We start from the raw sequence: 15,573 nt of genomic DNA, 5'->3' as shown, positions 1-15,573 counted from the left end.
GTGGTTTGGGCTACCCCGGGCGGCCGGCGTGCCCTGCGTCCGGGTCGGGCGGGGGGCGTCGCCGCGCCCGGCCGACGGGGCGGCGGTCACTTCGTCCGGATTGGGAGGCCGGCCGGGCCCGCGCCCTTCAGGGAGGCGGTCACCGTGCGGTCGCTGAGCCACAGGTAGCAGCGGACCCCCCGGTCGCCGACCCGCCAGCGCCCCGCGCCCGGCGGGCGCACCACCAGGCCGCTGCGGTAGCGCAGGTCGTCGTCGTCCGGCACCCCCGCGTACCGGGCCAGGACGGTGCGGCAGCCGGTGTAGAAGGGCAGCCAGTCGGCGTCCCGGGCCGGGTACGGCTTGTCCGGCGCCTTCCACACCCCGACGAACTCGGCGTCGTGCCGGGTGGCGCACTCCACCGGCTTCAGCACCTGCGCGCCGCGCCGCCCGACGTTGTCGCTGCGCTGGCAGCCCAGCCGCAGCGGGGAGGGACCCTTCAGGGCATCCCGCAGGCTGCCGGTGCGGGTGACCGGCGTCGCGCCCGCCTCGGCGGTGCTGACCTCGGTCAGGTCGCAGCGGTACCAGCGGGCCCCGGACGTCCAGCCCGTCTTCGACGGCACCGCCACGGCCAGCCGGAGCCGGCCGGCCCGCCAGTCGTCCCCCACGTACGCGGTGGCCTTCGTGTCGCAGTCGGCGAACGGGGCGCGCAGCTCGGGCGAGCCGCTGCCGGGCGGGGCGGCCCGGTCGGCCGGGAACGCGCCGACGTGCACGGTCTCCACCCGGTGCGGCAGCGCGCAGTCGACCGGCGCGTACGCCGACAGGGGCAGCACGTCGACGAAGTCGGCCACCTGGCAGACCTCGGCGGCCGGGGTGAACGGGCCCGCCGGCCCCGGGGCGGCCCAGTCGTCGGTGAGGTCGCCGTCGAGGCCCGCCTGGCCCCCACAGCCGGCCAGCACGACCGCCGTGACCAGGGCGGCGCACACGCTCGTCAACGCACGACGCATCGGGCCTCCCCAACCACCAGCTCGCGACGGGACCCAAGAGTATCCAGGGATGACCATCGGTGACATACCGCGTACGGGCAGACATCCGCGTCGACTGCGGGGGTCGACCCGGACGCCCGGCGGCGCGGGCGGCGGGGATCCGGCCGGGGCGGCCCGGGTCAGCCGACGACGGCCAGCGGGCTCGGGACCGGGTCGCCGGCGGTGCCCGGGGCGGCCGCGGCCGGGTCGGCGCCCAGCTCGACCACCCGGTTCGCGGCGTCGACGTGCACCACCCGGGGCCGGTACGCCCGCGCCTCGGCGTCGTCGAACTGCCCGTACGAGATCAGGATGACCAGGTCGCCCGGGTGCACGAGGTGGGCGGCGGCGCCGTTGATGCCGATCACGCCGCTGCCCCGCTCGCCGGGGATCACGTACGTCTCCAGCCGGGCGCCGTTGGTGACGTCCACGATCGCCACCTGCTCGCCGGGGAGCAGGTCGGCCGCGTCGAGCAGGTCCTCGTCCACGGTCACCGAGCCCACGTAGTGCAGGTCGGCCTGGGTCACCGTGGCCCGGTGGATCTTCGACTTGAGCATGGTGCGGAACATCGGGGTGCCTTGCCTTTCGCGGGGCGGGAGGACGGGTCAGGGTCGGGGGGCGAGCCGGATCGCCACGTTGTCGATCAGGCGGGTGGTGCCGACCCTGGCCGCGATCAGCAGCCGGGCCGGCCCGGGGGGCGGCCCGGGTTCCAGGTCGGCGTCGGTGAGCGCCACGTAGTCGACCTCGACCCCGGGCGGGCCGTCGCCCAGCGCCCGGTGCACGGCGGCCAGCACCTCGCCGCCGGGCTCGCCCCGGTCGGCTGCCGCCGCGCCGGCCCGCAGCGCGGCGGACAGGGTCAGCGCGGCCTCCCGCTCGGGGGGCGAGAGGTAGCGGTTACGGCTGGACAGGGCCAGCCCGTCCGGCTCCCGCACGGTCGGCACGCCGACCACCTCGACGGGCACGTCGAAGTCCCGGGCCATCCGCCGCACCAGGGTGAGCTGCTGGTAGTCCTTCTCGCCGAAGAACGCCAGGTCGGGGCGGGTGAGGTGGAACAGCTTCAGCACCACGGTGAGCACCCCGTGGAAGAAGCCGGGCCGGCTCAGGCCCTCCAGGTCGTCGGCGAGCCGACCCGGGTCCACCCGCACGAGGGGCTCGCCGTCCGGGTACACCTCGCCCCGGTCCGGCGCGAAGACCACGTCGGCACCGGCCCGCCGGCAGACCTCCAGGTCCGCCTCCAGGGTGCGCGGGTAGCGGTCGAAGTCCTCGTTCGGCCCGAACTGGAGCGGGTTCACGAAGATCGTCACCAGCACGTGGTCGGCCCGCTCCCGGGCGGCGCGCAGCAGCGTCTCGTGGCCGGCGTGCAGCGCGCCCATGGTCATCACCACGCCGACGGTGCCGGTCAGGGCGGCGCGCGCCTTCGCCAGCTCCGCGCGGGTCCGCACCAGCTCCGTCATGCGTGCCTCACCTCTCGTCGGGTCCCGCCGAGCACGTCGAGCAGCGGCGCGGCGTCCGCCGGGCGCAGCCGGCCCGACGCGATGGCCCGGTCCGCCGTGCGCCGGGCCAGGGCCAGGTAGGCCGCGACCGACTCGGGCGCGGTCGCCGCCAGCCGCTCCAGGTGCCGGCGTACGGTGCCGGCGTCGCCCCGGGACACCGGGCCGGTCAGCGCGTCGTCGCCGAGGCGCAGGGCGTTCTCCAGCGCCGCCCGCAGCAGCGGGGCGAGCACCTTCTCCGGCTGGCCCACCCCGGCGTCGCGCAGCCGGTCGGCCGCCTCGTTGACCAGGGTCACCAGGTGGTTGGCGCCGTGCGCCAGCGCCGCGTGGTAGAGCGGGCGGTCGGCCTCCCCCACCCACTCGGGCACCCCGCCGAGGTCGGCCACCAGCCGGGCGGCCAGCGGGCGCAGCTCGGCCGGCGCGGTCACGCCGTACGAGATGCCGGCGAGCCGGCCGAGATCGTCGGGCGTACCGGTGAAGGTCATCGCCGGGTGCAGGGCCAGCGGGCGGGCCCCGACGGCGGCGGCGGGGGCGAGGATGCCCAGCCCGTGCGCGCCCGAGGTGTGCGCGACCACCTGGCCGGGGCGCAGCGCCCCGGTCTCGGCGAGGCCGGCCACCACCGCCGCGAGCTCGTCGTCGGGCACGGCGACCAGCAGCAGGTCGGTCGCGGCACGGGCCACGGAGGTGGCGGAACGGTTGGCGGCGTCGGGCAGCAGCAGGGCGATGCGGGCCTTGGTCGCCCCGGAGACGCCGGAGGCGGCGACCACCCGGTGCCCGGCGGCGGCGAGCGCCGCGCCCAGCACGGCGCCGACCCGGCCGGCGCCGAGGACGCCGACGGTCAGCACGCGGGGAAAGGAGAGTGTGGCGCCGCCCGAGGGTGCGACGGCCCGCGCGGGGGCAGCCGGACGCGGGCGCAGCGGTGCGCTCATGGCAACGATCCAGTCCTCGAAGGGGGTACCGGTCGATGGCAAGTATGCGCCGCGGTGAAGAGGTCGCAACAAGAAGGTGTGAAAACCTTCACCGCCGGCGCGGGCCGGGCCGCCGCAGGGTGCCACGGCGGCCCGGCCCGGCCACGGTCACCGGCCGCGCAGGAAGCCGGCGTCGACGAACTTGAAGTCGGTGTCCGGGCGTGCCTCGCCGTCCCCGCCCGGGGTCTCCGGGGTGTTCCGGCCGTCGTGCACCACCAGCAGCCCGCCGGGGAAGCCCGGCAGCGGGGTCGCGGTCACCGCCGCGCCGTCGCACTCCTGCGAGCCGTCCACCGCGCCGTCGACCACCGCGAAGCGGCCCGTCGGGCGGCCGGTGCGCCGGTCGTACGTGTGGAACGTGTCGTCGCCCTGCGCGGAGACGACCAGGGTGCCGGTCAGGCGGCCCGTCCGGTAGATCGTCAACCCCTCCACGTCCTGCGCGATCCGACCGCCGAACCCGGGGTCGGCCGGGTAGTCGGTCACGCAGTCGTCCTCCGCCGGGTCGAACGCCGCCGGCACGCCGTACTCGCGGACCCGCTCGACCAGCTTCGGAGCCCCGGCGAACCGGCCGCCCGCGAGCCGGGTCCGCCACAGGCCCACCTTCTCCTGCGCCAGGTGCACCACGCCGGTGTCCGGGTCCACCACGGTCCCCTCCACCTGCGGGCCGTCGCCCGGGTCGGTGCACGGCGACCAGGCGGTGCCGTCGGGCAGGGTGAACGCCGACGGCAGCGTCAGCCGGTCCACCGGCCGGTAGGTGACCCGCCCGGCGCGCTCGACCAGCCGGAACACCCCCACCTCCGGGGTGCTGCGCCGGCTCACCACCGCGTACGCGGCACCGGCCGGGTCGACGTAGGTGCCCAGCCCGTACGCGGTGCGCTGCTCGTCGACCTCGGCCTGGTCCCGGCTGAACGCGTACGGCACGCCCGGCGCGGTCACGTCGGTGAGCAGCCGGGTGGCCGGGTCGATCCGGTAGAACCGGAGCTGGTCGCGCCCCCGGTCGGTGACCACCGCCAGGTCGACCCGCTGCCCGGCGAGCCGGAACCCGGCCACCAGGTCGACGTTGTTGAACCGGCCGGACTCGTCGTCGGGGCCCGGGGCGGGCGGGGTGGCGATCGCCTGCCGCTCGCGGGCGGCCAGGTCGTAGACCCGCAGGCCGCCGTTCTTGGCGGTGGCGATCACGAGGCTGCCGGCCCGGTCGGTCGGGTGCACCCAGATCGCGGGGTCGTCGGCGTCGGCGTCGCCGCCGGCTTCGTCGTCGTACAGGCTGGGGGTCTCGGCCACCGCCCGCACCGCGCGCAGCGCGTCGTCCCGGGCGGGGGCGGCGGCGGCACCGGAGGCGGCCAGCAGCAGCGGTACGGCCACCAGCGCGGGGATCGCGATTCGTCTCATGCCCGCAGACCGTAGGGTCGGCACGGTGACGGACCCTGAACGCGGGATGAACTCCACGGCGCTGCGCTGGCGGGACGCGATGGACCGCGCCCTGTACGGGCCGACGGGCTTCTTCGTCGCCGGGGCGGGCCCGGCTGGTCACTTCCGCACGAGCGTGCACGCCTCCCCGGCGTTCGCGGCGGCGGTGTTCCGGCTCGTCTCACGGCTCGACGCCGCCCTCGGGTTCCCCACGCCGTTCGACATCGTGGACGTGGGCGCCGGCCGGGGCGAGCTGCTGCGCGCCCTGGCCACCCTGGCCGACGAGGCTGCCGGGTCCCTCAGCAGCCGCCTGCGCCTCACGGCCGTGGAACTGGCCCCCCGCCCGCCGGACCTGCCTCCGGCCATCGGCTGGACGACCGAGACCCCGACGGGAATCACCGGCCTGCTGTTGGCCACCGAATGGCTGGACAACGTCCCCGTCGACGTGGCCGTCCCCACCGAAACCGGCTGGCGCTACCAACTGGTGAACCCGAGCACGGGCGAGGAAACCCCAGGCCCCCCACTGACCGATGAGGACCACACCTGGCTGACCCACTGGCACCCCACCCCCACCCCCACCCCAGGCCCGGTGATCAAGAGGTTTGCGTCAGCGGAAGGGCCCGAACCTGACGCAAACCTCTTGATCACCGAGTACGGGGGGCGGGTTGAGGTGGGGCGGGGGCGGGATCTGGCCTGGGCCGGGGTCGTGGGGCGCCTGCGGCGGGGAGTGGCGCTGGGCGTGGACTACGGGCACCTGCGTCAGGCGCGGCCGGTGGGCGGGACGCTGACCGGATACCGGGGCGGGCGGCAGGTGCCGCCGGTGCCGGACGGGTCGTGCGACGTCACCGCCCACGTGGCCATGGATTCCGTCGCCGCCGCCGGTGAGCGGGTCGCCGGGTGCGCGTACACCCTGGTGTCGCAGCGGGAGGCGCTGCGGGCGCTCGGGGCCGACGGCGGGCGACCGCCGCTGAGCCTGGCCGGCACCGACCCGGCCGGCTACGTGCGGGCGCTCGCCGCCGCGTCGGCGGTGGCCGAGCTGACCGACCCGGCCGGGCTCGGCGGGCACTGGTGGCTGCTCCAGCCGGTCGGCGTCGCCGTCGATGCGCTCATGGCACGATGACGGGCATGACCACGGACACCGGTGACCTGCGCGAGCTGACCGTCGGCACCGGGGCCGGCGGCGAGCAGCTCGGCACCGACATGGTGCTCAACATCGGCCCGCAGCACCCCTCCACGCACGGTGTGCTGCGGCTCAGGCTGGTGCTCGACGGGGAACGGGTGGTCGCCGCCGAACCGATCGTCGGGTACATGCACCGGGGCGCGGAGAAGCTGTTCGAGGTGCGCGACTACCGGCAGATCATCGTGCTCGCCAACCGGCACGACTGGCTGTCGGCGTTCTCCAACGAGCTGGGCGTGGTGCTCGCCGTCGAGCGGCTCATGGGCATGGAGGTGCCCGAGCGGGCCACCTGGCTGCGGATGGCCCTGGCCGAGCTGAACCGGGTGCTCAACCACCTGATGTTCCTCGGGTCCTACCCGCTGGAGATCGGCGCGATCACCCCGGTCTTCTACGCGTTCCGGGAGCGGGAGACCATCCAGGCGGTCATGGAGGAGGTCTCCGGCGGCCGGATCCACTACATGTTCAACCGGGTCGGCGGGCTCAAGGAGGAGGTGCCGGCGGGCTGGACCGGCCGGGCCCGCGCCGCCATCGGCGAGGTGCGCCGCCGCCTGCCGGACCTGGACAACCTGATCCGGCGCAACGAGATCTTCCTGGCCCGCACCGTCGGGGTGGGCGTGCTGTCGGCCGCCGACGCCGCCGCGTTCGGCGCGTCCGGGCCCGTCGCCCGCGCCTCCGGGCTCGACCTGGACCTGCGCCGCGACGAGCCGTACCTGGCCTACGACCAGCTCGACGTGCCGGTGGTGACGAAGACCGCCGGGGACTGCCACGCCCGGTTCGAGGTGCTGCTCGACCAAGTGTACGTCTCGCTCGACCTCGCCGAGCGGTGCCTGGAGCGGGTGGACCGGCTCACCGGGCCGGTGAACACCCGGCTGCCGAAGGTGGTGAAGGCCCCCGAGGGGCACACGTACGCGTGGACGGAGAACCCGCTCGGCATCAACGGCTACTACCTGGTGTCGCGGGGCGAGAAGACGCCGTGGCGGCTGAAGCTGCGCACCGCGTCGTACGCGAACGTGCAGGCGCTGGCCACCCTGCTGCCGGGGTGCCTGGTGCCGGACCTGATCGCGATCCTCGGCTCGATGTTCTTCGTGGTGGGAGACATCGACAAGTAACGGGTCGCCCGGTCCTGACCGGCCCGTGCCGCCGGTCAGCGCCAGTGGTCGGCCGGGCGGGCAGCGCCGGCGCGGGGCGTCTCGTCGCGGGGCGGATACCCGTACCGCTGCCCGTCGGCGCGCTGGTGCCGGCTGGGCCGGGCCGGCTCGGGTTCCGCCGCGCCCCACTGCTCCGCCGCGCCCCACTGCTCCGCCGACGGTGCCTCGCGTGGGGCCGGCGGCCGCCACTGCGCCGGCACCGGCACGCCGCCCGCCGGCAGCGCCGGGGAGGCCGGCTCCGACCACGTCCCGCGGTCCCAGTCCGTGCCGCTGCCCGGCTCCGCGCGGCCGGGCCGACCGTCCGGGCCCGCGCCGCTGCGGTCCGCGTCCGGCCAACCGCCCGACCGGTCGGTCCCCGGTCCGGCAGCGGCGGCGTCCCACCAGCGGTCCACCGGGCCTCCCTCCGGGTGGGGGTCGCCCTGCCGGACCGCCGCCCAGCGGTCCTCCACCCGGTATCCGCTGCCGGTCGCGTCGGCGTGCGCCGTGGCCCGGCGCTCACCGACCCGGACCTCCCGGCCCCGGTCGTCGTCGCGTACCTCCGCCCACCGGTCGCCGGCCTCCGCCTCGGACCACTGGCCCGAGGCGGCGGGCGCGGGCGGGGACGCGGGGGCGCGGTCCACCTCGTACCGACCCGCCGCGCCGCCGCCGGCCGGCACACCGCCGTAGACGCCCCGCGCCTCCGGCTGCACGGGCGCGCTCCAAGCCTGGGGGCGGGGGGCGTGGGCCGGCTCGTCCCGGGAGGGCGGCTGCCGCGCCCAGGCGCGGTCGTCGAACGGCTCCGGGTCGACCTGGGCAGGGTCCCGGTGGGCGTCGGCGCCCCGCACGTGGGCGGCCGGGTCGGCGTGCCCGGCCCACGACCGGCCCTCCGGTTCGCCGGTCGCCGGTCGTCGGCCGCCGGCCCACGACCGCTCCGGGGAAGGCGGTGACCACCGGTCGTCCGCAGCCGGGGACCACCCGTCGCCGTAACCTCCGGGAGCCGGTGACCAGCGCTCGCCGCCGTAGCCGCCGTAGCCGCCCGTTGCCGGGTCCGGCCCGTCGACGACGGTGTGCCGGGTGGTGACGTGCACGGTCTCCGTGTGCCGGACCATGCCGACCGGGCGCGGGGCCGGGGCGGGGTCGGGGGAGGCCGGCTGCGGCACCCGTATGCCCGGCTCGGCCGGGCGGGCCGACGCGCCGTAGACGCCCGGCTGGGCCGGACGGTCGCCGCCGTAGACACCCGGTCGGGGCGGGCCGTCCGCGCCGTGGCGTGGGGTCGGCCGGGGGCGGTGGCCGGGGGACGCGTCGTCCGGGAGGGCGGGCGCACGGAACAGGCCCGCCGGGGCCGCCTCGGCGTCGCCGGGCGGGCCGGCGTCGGCGTACGTCTCGGCGGGCGCGACCCGGGCCCGGCCCGCACCCGCCGGCTGCGTGCCCGCCCACTGCACAGCCGGCGGCTCGGGGTCGGCGGCGATCCCGGCCGCCGCGGCGTCCAGCCGGCGACGCAGCGCGCCGACCTGTTCCTGGGCCCGCTGGGACGCATCGAGCGCCTGGTTGCCGCGCTGGGCGGCGGCCGCGATCTCGCCGCGCAGCTCCCGGCCCAGCTGGTCGATCTCGTCCCGCAGCTCCTCGGCCTCGCCGTGCCCGCCGTCGCCGTCGGCGCGCAGCGCGATCGACAGGCCGATCAGCACCACGGCGACGATCGCCAGCACGGCGGCGAACCGCAGCGGGCCGTTGCCGTCGGCGACCAGCAGGATCAGCGCCGCGACGGGGGCCAGCGCCACGCCGATCCAGAACAGCACGGACAGCAGTCGGGGATCACGCCTGTCGGTGGCGGCAACCGGGGCGGGCATGGATGTGCAGCCTACCGAGAGTTCCGCCTACTGGGAACGCCCTGCCAGCACCGGTCGCCGGGGCCCGGTGGGGACACCGGCGACCGGTGGGCGGGTCAGCTGGCCGCGAGCGCCCCGTCGGACGAGAAGACGAGGCCGACGCTGGCGCTCCCCGTCTTCAGGGCGTTCTTGGTCTGCGGACCGCCCGCGTCCAGCGAGCTGAACGAGCCGGCCTTGAAGTCGTAGACCTCCACCAGGCCCGCCTGGCACTTCGGGCGCTGCGGGCACTCCGGCGGGCCGGCCAGCACGGTCGCGCTGCCGGAGCACTTCGCCGCCAGCTCGGACAGCGTGCTCACCCCGTACTTGTCGGCGAACGCCTTGGTGACGGCGAACGCGTTCTGGTCCTGGGCGGCGGACGGCGTGCCGAAGGCGATGCCGGCCTTCTCGCCGGCGGCCTTGAGGGCGGCGACGGTCTTGTCCAGCTCCGGCGAGGAGACCGGCTGGGCGTCCTTGCCGTTGGCCTTCGTGTTGAGGAACTCGGCCATGGTCGCCGCGTACTCGGGGACGACCTGGATCTCGCCCTTCTCCAGGGCCGGCTCGTAGAGCTCCCGGTTGCCGATCTGCTGCACCTTGACCTGGTAGCCGGCGGCGGTGAGCGCGATGCGGTACAGCTCGGCGATGGTCTGGCTCTCGGTGAAGTTGCCGGCGCCGACGACGATCGTGCCGCCCGACCCCTTGGCGATGCCCTGGGTGACGTTGTTGGCCGTGACGAACTCCTCGGCGGCGACCTTGCTGGTCTTGCGGTCGACGTCGACGGCCTTGTTGAGCGCGATCAGCTTCGGCGTGTCCAGCGCGGCCGAGACCTTGTCCAGCGCCGCGAGCAGCTCCGGGGTGGCCGCCTTGGCGTTGACCGCCGGGATGACGTTGTCGGTGTTCTGGAGCTTCTTGTCGTCGGCGAGGACGACGAGCTGGTCACCGGCCACCGGGGCGCACCCCGCCCCCGACGCCCCCTGCTGCGGGGCCTCGGTGCCGGAGGAGCCGGCGTCGCCGCAGCCGGTGAGGAAACCGGCCGCCGCGAGGGCGCCGACCGCGCCGATGGCCAGCCGTGTACGTGCGCGCATCAAGCCCGCCTTCCGTGTCCCGGCGCGACCCTCCGGGCCGGCCGCGTGTCCGACGGACGATCTCCTGTCGTCGCCCGCGATCTTCCACCCAACATCCTGCCCGCCGGGACCGACAACCCGAGGCGAGGTTCGTCACCGGATCGTCACCCGAGCGTGACCCGGGCCGTCAGCTCCCGGCGACGGCGTCGGCGGCCCGGCGGTTGGCCCGCCGCCGCGCCGGGCGCAGCGGGCGCGGGGTGACCAGCCGCTCGACCAGGGCCAACACCAGCTCGACCAGCATCGCCAGCCCCGCCACCAGCAGACCGCCCGCGATGATCTGCCCGCCACCGGCGGCGATGTCCAGGCCGAAGCCGGCCCGGATGATCTGGCCCAGCCCGCCGCCGTTGACGAACGAGGCCAGCGCGGCCGTCGCCACCACCTGCACCGCCGCCGTACGGAACCCGGCGGCCAGGTACGGCACCGCCAGCGGCAGCTCCACCCGGCGCAGCACCTGCCCGCCCGACAGCCCCATCCCGCGCGCCGCGTCCCGGGCCTCCGGGTCGGTCTGCCGCACCCCCGTGTACGCGTTGGCCAGCAGCGGCGGCACCGCGAACACGGCCAGCGCGACCACCACGGCGGGCCGGCCGAACCCGAGGAAGGTCAGCGGCAGGATGGTCAGCAGGGCCAGGGTGGGGATCGCCAAGGTGACGTTGGACACCAGCACGACCAGCCCGCCGCCCCGACCGGTGTGCCCGAGCCACAGCCCGACCGGCCAGGCCACCAGGCAGCCGAGCAGCACGGCCGCGGCCGACATGCCGAGGTGTTCGCCGAGCCGGTCGAGGATGCCGCCCGGGTTGGTCCAGTTCAGCGGGTCGTTGAGCCAGAGCACCGCCTGGCCGACCGGGTTGCTCACCGGGCCCGCCCGCGCAGCCAGGGGGTGACCGCCCGGCCGAGCCCGGCGAGGACCAGGTCCAGCACGAGGGCGAGCAGGACGCAGAGCAGCGTGCCGGTCATGATCTCGGCCTTGTAGAAGTTGTTCTGGAAGCCGGCGAAGATGAGCTGGCCCAGCCCGCCCCGGCCGACCACCACGCCGACGGTCACCAGCGCCACGGTCGACACGGTGGCCAGCCGCAGGCCGGTGAGGATGCCGGGCAGCGCCAGCGGCAGCTCGATCCGCAGCAGCCGGCCCCACCGGCCGTACCCCATCCCCTCCGCCGCCTCGCGGACCTCGGGCGGCACCTGGCTCAGCCCGGCGACGGCGTTGCGGACGATGACCAGCAGCGCGTACAGCACCACCACGCTGAGCACCGTCACCGCCCCGATCCCGAGGTAGGGCGCGAGGAACGCGAACAGGGCCAGCGACGGGATCGTGTAGAGCACCCCGGTGAACGCGAGGATCGGGCCGGCGAGGGGGCGGAACCAGTGGGCCGCCACCGCGAGCGGCAGGGCCACCAGGGCGGCGATCAGCACGGCCCGGGCGGTCAGGGAGGCGTGGTCGCGCAGCGCGGCGACGATCGTGTCAGAGTTGTCCCGCACGTACTGCCAGGAGAACCACGGGTTACCCGGGTCGGCCCGGTAGCTCAGGCGGAAGGACATGCGTGGACGTTACCCCGAACACCCGGACCCCCGCCGGACCCGAGGCGGCCGGAACCCCCACGGCGGCCATCGCGCTGGAGGGCATCGGCAAGCGGTACCCGGACGGCACCGAGGCGGTCCGCGAGCTGAGCCTGCGGGTGCCGGCCGGCGAGCTGGTGGTGCTGATCGGGCCGTCCGGCTGCGGCAAGTCGACCGTGCTACGCATGATCAACCGGCTGATCGAGCCGACCGCCGGCCGGATCCTGCTCGGCGACGAGGACGTGACCCGCGTCGACCCGGTCGCGCTGCGCCGCCGCATCGGGTACGTCATCCAGAACGTGGGCCTGTTCCCCCACCAGACGGTCGTGGCCAACGTCGGCACCGTCCCCCGGCTGCTCGGCTGGCCCCGGGACCGGATCCGCCGCCGCAGCGAGGAACTGCTGGAGCTGGTGGGGCTCGACCCGGGCCGGTTCGGCCGGCGCTACCCGCACGAGCTCTCCGGCGGGCAGCGGCAGCGGGTCGGGGTGGCCCGCGCGCTCGCCGCCGACCCGGTGGTGCTGCTGATGGACGAGCCGTTCTCGGCGGTCGACCCGATCGTGCGGACCCGGCTGCAGGAGGAGTTCCTGCGCCTCCAGGCCGAGGTGCGCAAGACCATCGTGCTGGTCACCCACGACCTCGACGAGGCCGTCCGGCTCGGCGACCGGATCGCCGTGCTCTCCCAGGGCGGCCGGCTGGAGCAGTACGACACCCCGGCGGCCCTGCTCGCCGCGCCCGCCTCCGAGTTCGTCCGGGACTTCGTCGGCGCGGACCGGGGCATCCGGGCGCTGGCGGTCACCCCGGTCACCCGGGAGGCGCTGGAGCCGGCCCCCGCCGACCCGGCAGGGCTGCCGCAGGTCGCGCTGGGCACCTCGGCGTACGACGCGCTCGCGGTGATGCTGACCTCCGGCGCGGACCGGGTGCTGGTGACCGCCGACGGCGGGCCGGCCGGCGTGCTCACCCGGGAACGCGCGCTGGGCGCCGGCCGGGAGACGGCCTGAGTCAGGCGGGGCGGCGGGGCTGCGCAGCGGCGGTCAGGCCCGGCCGCCGAGGCTCGCCGTGCCGATGATCCAGCCGGAGAGGAAGCCGTACCCGGCCCCGGTGCCGGCGGCCTGCAGCGCGGCGAGCAGCGACGGGGCCGGCCCGAGCAGCGTGCTCAGCAGCGCGGCCAGGCCGGCGGCCAGCACGTACGCGCCCCAGCCGGAGAAGAACTGGCTCACCGACCCCTGCACCCGGGCCACCTGGGACGCGGGCAGCAGGTAGAGCAGGGCCGCCGCCAGCACCACCAGCAGGATGGCGCGCAGGTCGGTGGCGAGCACGCCCTGCCCCGAGTCGCCGGAGCCGAACCGCCACGCCGGCCAGGCCAGCAGCCGCAGGAACCAGCCGCCGGCAGACTCGGGGTCGGTGTGGTCCTCGGCCCAGCCGACGTACAGCGGGCTGCCGCAGACCGCGACGAGCAGCAGCACCGCGAGGGTGCCGGTGCCGGCCGCGGTCCCGTACCGGCTGACGGGGCCCGACCGGCTGGTGACACCCGAGCGGTTGATGGCGGCCATGAGGCGACCAGTTCCCGGCGCGCCCCGGCGGGCAAACCTGCGGACCACGGTGACCGCGCTCCGGTCAGTGCTTCATCAGGTAGTCGATGAACTTGGCCCGCAGCAGCGGCGCGGACTCCTCGTAGCCGTGCCCGGTGAGCTCCCGCCACAGCGCCGCCGCCTCGTCGATGGTCGGGCCGACGGAGTTCGGCGCGCCGTCCAGCGCGGCGGCCTCGTCGGCGTTCGGCAGGTGGCGCAGCACCGACCAGAAGAACCCGACGTCGCGCCGCTCCCGGGCCGTCGCGAACGCCCGCTCCCGCAGCTCGTCCGTGGAGAGCGCGTCCAACTCGTCGAACGTGTGCCCGCCGGTGCCGGTGGAAGGTGTCTCGGTCATGCCGCCGAGCCTAACCGGCGAGATCACCGGCGGCGCGCCGCCGCCCCCGACTCGTGCAGGTCAGCGGTCGCCAGCGTCCCAGCGCGGCGGGCGGTCGTCCCAGCGCGACGCGTCCCAGGGGTCGGTCGGGGTGTCGTCGGTGCGGGTGGGCAGGGCCGGGGGCCAGTCGCCCACCGGCGCCGGCCGGGGCACCGACCAGCCGGAGCTGATCGTGCCGTCGCCCCGGGGGACCGGCTCCGGTTCCGCGCCCGCCGTCCGGGGCCGCCCGTACGTCTCGACCAGCCGGGTGACCACCAGCCCGACGCCGAGGGCCACCCCGCCGACCGCCCACCGGCTCACGATCCAGCCCTCGGCGTCCAGCCAGGCCCGCAGGACCACGACGAGGCTGACGGCGAGCAGCGTGCCGAAGATCGCGCCCCGCCGGCCGTACGCGCTCGTGCCGCCGAGCAGCGCGATGCCGACGGCGAGCGTCGTCCAGCCCAGCCCCTCGGTGGGGACGACGGGCCCGTCGCCGTTGCTGGCGAACAGGATGCCGGCGAGCGCGGCGAACACCGTGGAGAGGACGAAGGCGAACACGACGATGGTGGCCGCCACCCCGCCCCGGCGGCGGGCCGGATCGGCCACCGGGCGGAACCGGCCGATCAGGCGGCGCACCGGGCGGATGGCCCCGAACAGTCCGCCGAGGACGGCCACGGCGGCGAAGCCGGCGAAGAGGTAGAACGCGGTGTCCCGGGGGTCGTACCCGCCCTGCACCAGCACCGGCGCGGGGCGCTGCTGGATGTAGACCACCACGCCGGCCGCGCCGGCCAGGCTCGCCGCCCAGCCGGGCACGTGCAGCAGCACCACGGCGAGCCCCACGGCCAGCCCGCCGACGGCGGCCACCGCCACGGCGTGGCCCAGCGCGACCTCGACCCCGCGGTCGCCCTGCTCGGCGACGTGCAGGGCGGCGGCGACCGCCACCGGGCCGACCGCCAGGTTCACGGCCGAGGTCCGCAGGGTCAGCCCGGCCGCCAGCACGAGCAGCCCCAGCGCCACCACGTCGACCAGCAGGGACCGCAGCCCGTCGTCACGCAGCGCGGCCGGCTCGGCCTGCCACAGCAGCCAGGTCAGTACGGCGAGGGCCGCGGCCAGCAGCAGTTCCCAGACGACGTGCACGGCGACCCGGTCGCGGCCCGGCTCGCCGTGGGCCGGGTCGTCGAAGACGTTCTCCAGCACCGACGCGGGCACGCCCGACGAGGGCTCCACGGGGTTGTGCCGGCCCGGATCCTCGTGCCCCATGACGCGTGCCCTCCCCAGGTCACGGCCGCAGGGTCCGACCCGGGCGGACCGGGGCGGCCGTTGCTCTCCGGTCGCCAGGCACGGTACCTGCGCGCCGCTCCGGGCGTAACCCCCCGTGTTCAGCGCTGACCCGGGCCGCCCTCCCGCCGGTCGGCGTCACGCTCGTCCTCGGGCCGCTCCGGCACCCGGCAGGACCGCTCCAGCCACAGCGCGGCGGCCACCAGGGCGAGTGCCGCGAGCAGGCCGGCACCGGCGGCCGGGCGGTCCTCTGCGGCGGCCCGGGTGGGCTCGACGAAGAGCCACCCGGTCAGCCCGGCGCACCAGCCGGCGAAGATCGCCCCGGCCAGGGCGGACGCCTTCGCCAGCACCACGAACCGGGCCACCAGCAGCGGATTGACCGGGTCGCGCCCCGGCCGGCGCTCGATCCGGCTGCGGGTGTTGACCGCCGCGTACGCCTCCAGCACCGCCAACGCGGCCAGCGTGACCACCGGCAGCCAGGGCAGCCGCGGGAAGCCGCCGTAGAGGGTGCTGATCAGCAGCCAGGCCACCGCCGCGGCGGCCAGGCCGGCGACGACCAGGGTGGAGATCCGGGTGGGGCCCATCCTGGAGCGGTCGGGATCCGACCCGCCCGGCGGTCGGGACTGCGCCTGGGTCATGCCGGCCGGCTC

Annotated in this window: 16 protein-coding genes; 3 read left to right on the top strand and 13 right to left on the bottom strand. The window is 76.4% G+C overall.

Going from position 1 to position 15,573, the window contains the following annotated elements; genetic code table 11:
- Nucleotides 1-86: 86 nt before the first annotated feature.
- The 5 genes from TK50_RS17270 to TK50_RS17250 all read right to left on the bottom strand — a co-directional run bounded on the left by TK50_RS17270 (nt 87) and on the right by TK50_RS17250 (nt 4,842).
- Nucleotides 87-983, bottom strand: a complete 897-nt coding sequence (locus TK50_RS17270; protein WP_043965031.1) for a septum formation family protein — start codon at nt 981-983, stop codon at nt 87-89.
- A gap of 158 nt (nt 984-1,141) precedes the next feature.
- Entirely contained in the window at nt 1,142-1,567 is a 426-nt protein-coding gene (gene panD / locus TK50_RS17265) for an aspartate 1-decarboxylase (protein WP_043965029.1), read from the bottom strand.
- 36 nt (nt 1,568-1,603) lie between these two features.
- Nucleotides 1,604-2,452 (bottom strand): pantoate--beta-alanine ligase, encoded by an 849-nt coding sequence (panC, locus tag TK50_RS17260; RefSeq protein WP_043965027.1) that lies wholly within the window; start codon nt 2,450-2,452, stop codon nt 1,604-1,606.
- Entirely contained in the window at nt 2,449-3,417 is a 969-nt protein-coding gene (locus tag TK50_RS17255; RefSeq protein ID WP_043965025.1) for a Rossmann-like and DUF2520 domain-containing protein, read from the bottom strand. Before TK50_RS17255 ends, panC begins: the two co-directional genes overlap by 4 nt.
- Nucleotides 3,418-3,564: 147 nt before the next feature.
- Complete coding sequence (locus tag TK50_RS17250; protein WP_043965024.1) at nt 3,565-4,842, bottom strand: phytase; 1,278 nt, start codon at nt 4,840-4,842, stop codon at nt 3,565-3,567.
- Nucleotides 4,843-4,888: 46 nt separating this feature from the next.
- On the opposite strand from TK50_RS17250, the gene TK50_RS17245 reads away from it, so the two are divergent.
- The gene (locus TK50_RS17245; RefSeq protein ID WP_043965022.1) at nt 4,889-5,980 is read left to right on the top strand and encodes an SAM-dependent methyltransferase; all 1,092 of its coding nucleotides are present in this window, start codon (nt 4,889-4,891) and stop codon (nt 5,978-5,980) included.
- Entirely contained in the window at nt 5,977-7,146 is a 1,170-nt protein-coding gene (locus TK50_RS17240) for an NADH-quinone oxidoreductase subunit D (RefSeq protein ID WP_199486087.1), read from the top strand. The genes TK50_RS17245 and TK50_RS17240 overlap by 4 nt, the downstream gene beginning before the upstream one ends.
- A 35-nt stretch (nt 7,147-7,181) precedes the next feature.
- On the opposite strand, the gene TK50_RS35455 is transcribed toward TK50_RS17240, so the two are convergent.
- The 4 genes from TK50_RS35455 to TK50_RS17220 form a co-directional block, all read right to left on the bottom strand.
- Nucleotides 7,182-9,011 carry a hypothetical protein gene (locus TK50_RS35455; RefSeq protein WP_144420318.1) on the bottom strand — a complete coding sequence of 610 codons (1,830 nt, stop codon included), beginning with the start codon at nt 9,009-9,011 and terminating at the stop codon, nt 7,182-7,184.
- Between the two features lie 95 nt (nt 9,012-9,106).
- Nucleotides 9,107-10,111 carry a glycine betaine ABC transporter substrate-binding protein gene (locus TK50_RS17230; RefSeq protein ID WP_043965018.1) on the bottom strand — a complete coding sequence of 335 codons (1,005 nt, stop codon included), beginning with the start codon at nt 10,109-10,111 and terminating at the stop codon, nt 9,107-9,109.
- Nucleotides 10,112-10,277: 166 nt separating this feature from the next.
- Nucleotides 10,278-11,024, bottom strand: coding sequence for an ABC transporter permease (locus TK50_RS17225; RefSeq protein WP_043966392.1), 747 nt, complete (start codon nt 11,022-11,024; stop codon nt 10,278-10,280).
- Complete coding sequence (locus tag TK50_RS17220) at nt 11,000-11,686, bottom strand: ABC transporter permease (protein WP_043965016.1); 687 nt, start codon at nt 11,684-11,686, stop codon at nt 11,000-11,002. Before TK50_RS17220 ends, TK50_RS17225 begins: the two co-directional genes overlap by 25 nt.
- A 2-nt stretch (nt 11,687-11,688) precedes the next feature.
- Between TK50_RS17220 and TK50_RS17215 the strand changes: the two genes are divergently transcribed.
- Nucleotides 11,689-12,702, top strand: a complete 1,014-nt coding sequence (locus tag TK50_RS17215; RefSeq protein ID WP_043965015.1) for an ABC transporter ATP-binding protein — start codon at nt 11,689-11,691, stop codon at nt 12,700-12,702.
- 33 nt (nt 12,703-12,735) lie between these two features.
- Here TK50_RS17215 and TK50_RS17210 read toward each other — a convergent pair whose 3' ends face one another.
- The 4 genes from TK50_RS17210 to TK50_RS17195 form a co-directional block, all read right to left on the bottom strand.
- A complete protein-coding gene (locus TK50_RS17210) occupies nt 12,736-13,254 on the bottom strand; it encodes a hypothetical protein (protein WP_043965013.1) in 519 nt (172 codons plus the stop codon).
- 64 nt (nt 13,255-13,318) lie between these two features.
- Entirely contained in the window at nt 13,319-13,627 is a 309-nt protein-coding gene (locus TK50_RS17205) for a hypothetical protein (protein ID WP_043965012.1), read from the bottom strand.
- A gap of 60 nt (nt 13,628-13,687) precedes the next feature.
- The gene (locus tag TK50_RS17200) at nt 13,688-14,905 is read right to left on the bottom strand and encodes an ABC transporter permease subunit (protein ID WP_043965010.1); all 1,218 of its coding nucleotides are present in this window, start codon (nt 14,903-14,905) and stop codon (nt 13,688-13,690) included.
- A gap of 119 nt (nt 14,906-15,024) precedes the next feature.
- On the bottom strand, nt 15,025-15,561 hold the full coding sequence (locus tag TK50_RS17195; protein ID WP_043966390.1) for a DUF3180 domain-containing protein: 537 nt from the start codon (nt 15,559-15,561) through the stop codon (nt 15,025-15,027).
- Between the last annotated feature and the right edge of the window lie 12 nt (nt 15,562-15,573).

It is taken from the genome of Micromonospora haikouensis, from assembly GCF_000876225.1.
GTDB lineage: Bacteria > Actinomycetota > Actinomycetes > Mycobacteriales > Micromonosporaceae > Micromonospora > Micromonospora haikouensis.
The sequence above is the reverse complement of the archived record's forward strand: the minus strand, read 5'-3'. Positions and strand labels throughout refer to the sequence as shown.

What these genes read in the sequence shown, in the direction of transcription:
- TK50_RS17220 (WP_043965016.1), bottom strand. Translation starts at nt 11,686, where the DNA reads ATGTCCTTCCGCCTGAGCTACCGGGCCGACCCGGGTAACCCGTGGTTC.
- panC (WP_043965027.1), bottom strand. Translation starts at nt 2,452, where the DNA reads ATGACGGAGCTGGTGCGGACCCGCGCGGAGCTGGCGAAGGCGCGCGCC.
- TK50_RS17255 (WP_043965025.1), bottom strand. Translation starts at nt 3,417, where the DNA reads ATGAGCGCACCGCTGCGCCCGCGTCCGGCTGCCCCCGCGCGGGCCGTC.
- TK50_RS17210 (WP_043965013.1), bottom strand. Translation starts at nt 13,254, where the DNA reads ATGGCCGCCATCAACCGCTCGGGTGTCACCAGCCGGTCGGGCCCCGTC.
- TK50_RS17250 (WP_043965024.1), bottom strand. Translation starts at nt 4,842, where the DNA reads ATGAGACGAATCGCGATCCCCGCGCTGGTGGCCGTACCGCTGCTGCTG.
- TK50_RS17270 (WP_043965031.1), bottom strand. Translation starts at nt 983, where the DNA reads ATGCGTCGTGCGTTGACGAGCGTGTGCGCCGCCCTGGTCACGGCGGTC.
- TK50_RS17245 (WP_043965022.1), top strand. Translation starts at nt 4,889, where the DNA reads ATGAACTCCACGGCGCTGCGCTGGCGGGACGCGATGGACCGCGCCCTG.
- TK50_RS17230 (WP_043965018.1), bottom strand. Translation starts at nt 10,111, where the DNA reads ATGCGCGCACGTACACGGCTGGCCATCGGCGCGGTCGGCGCCCTCGCG.
- TK50_RS35455 (WP_144420318.1), bottom strand. Translation starts at nt 9,011, where the DNA reads ATGCCCGCCCCGGTTGCCGCCACCGACAGGCGTGATCCCCGACTGCTG.
- TK50_RS17200 (WP_043965010.1), bottom strand. Translation starts at nt 14,905, where the DNA reads ATGGGGCACGAGGATCCGGGCCGGCACAACCCCGTGGAGCCCTCGTCG.
- TK50_RS17195 (WP_043966390.1), bottom strand. Translation starts at nt 15,561, where the DNA reads ATGACCCAGGCGCAGTCCCGACCGCCGGGCGGGTCGGATCCCGACCGC.
- TK50_RS17240 (WP_199486087.1), top strand. Translation starts at nt 5,977, where the DNA reads ATGACGGGCATGACCACGGACACCGGTGACCTGCGCGAGCTGACCGTC.
- TK50_RS17205 (WP_043965012.1), bottom strand. Translation starts at nt 13,627, where the DNA reads ATGACCGAGACACCTTCCACCGGCACCGGCGGGCACACGTTCGACGAG.
- panD (WP_043965029.1), bottom strand. Translation starts at nt 1,567, where the DNA reads ATGTTCCGCACCATGCTCAAGTCGAAGATCCACCGGGCCACGGTGACC.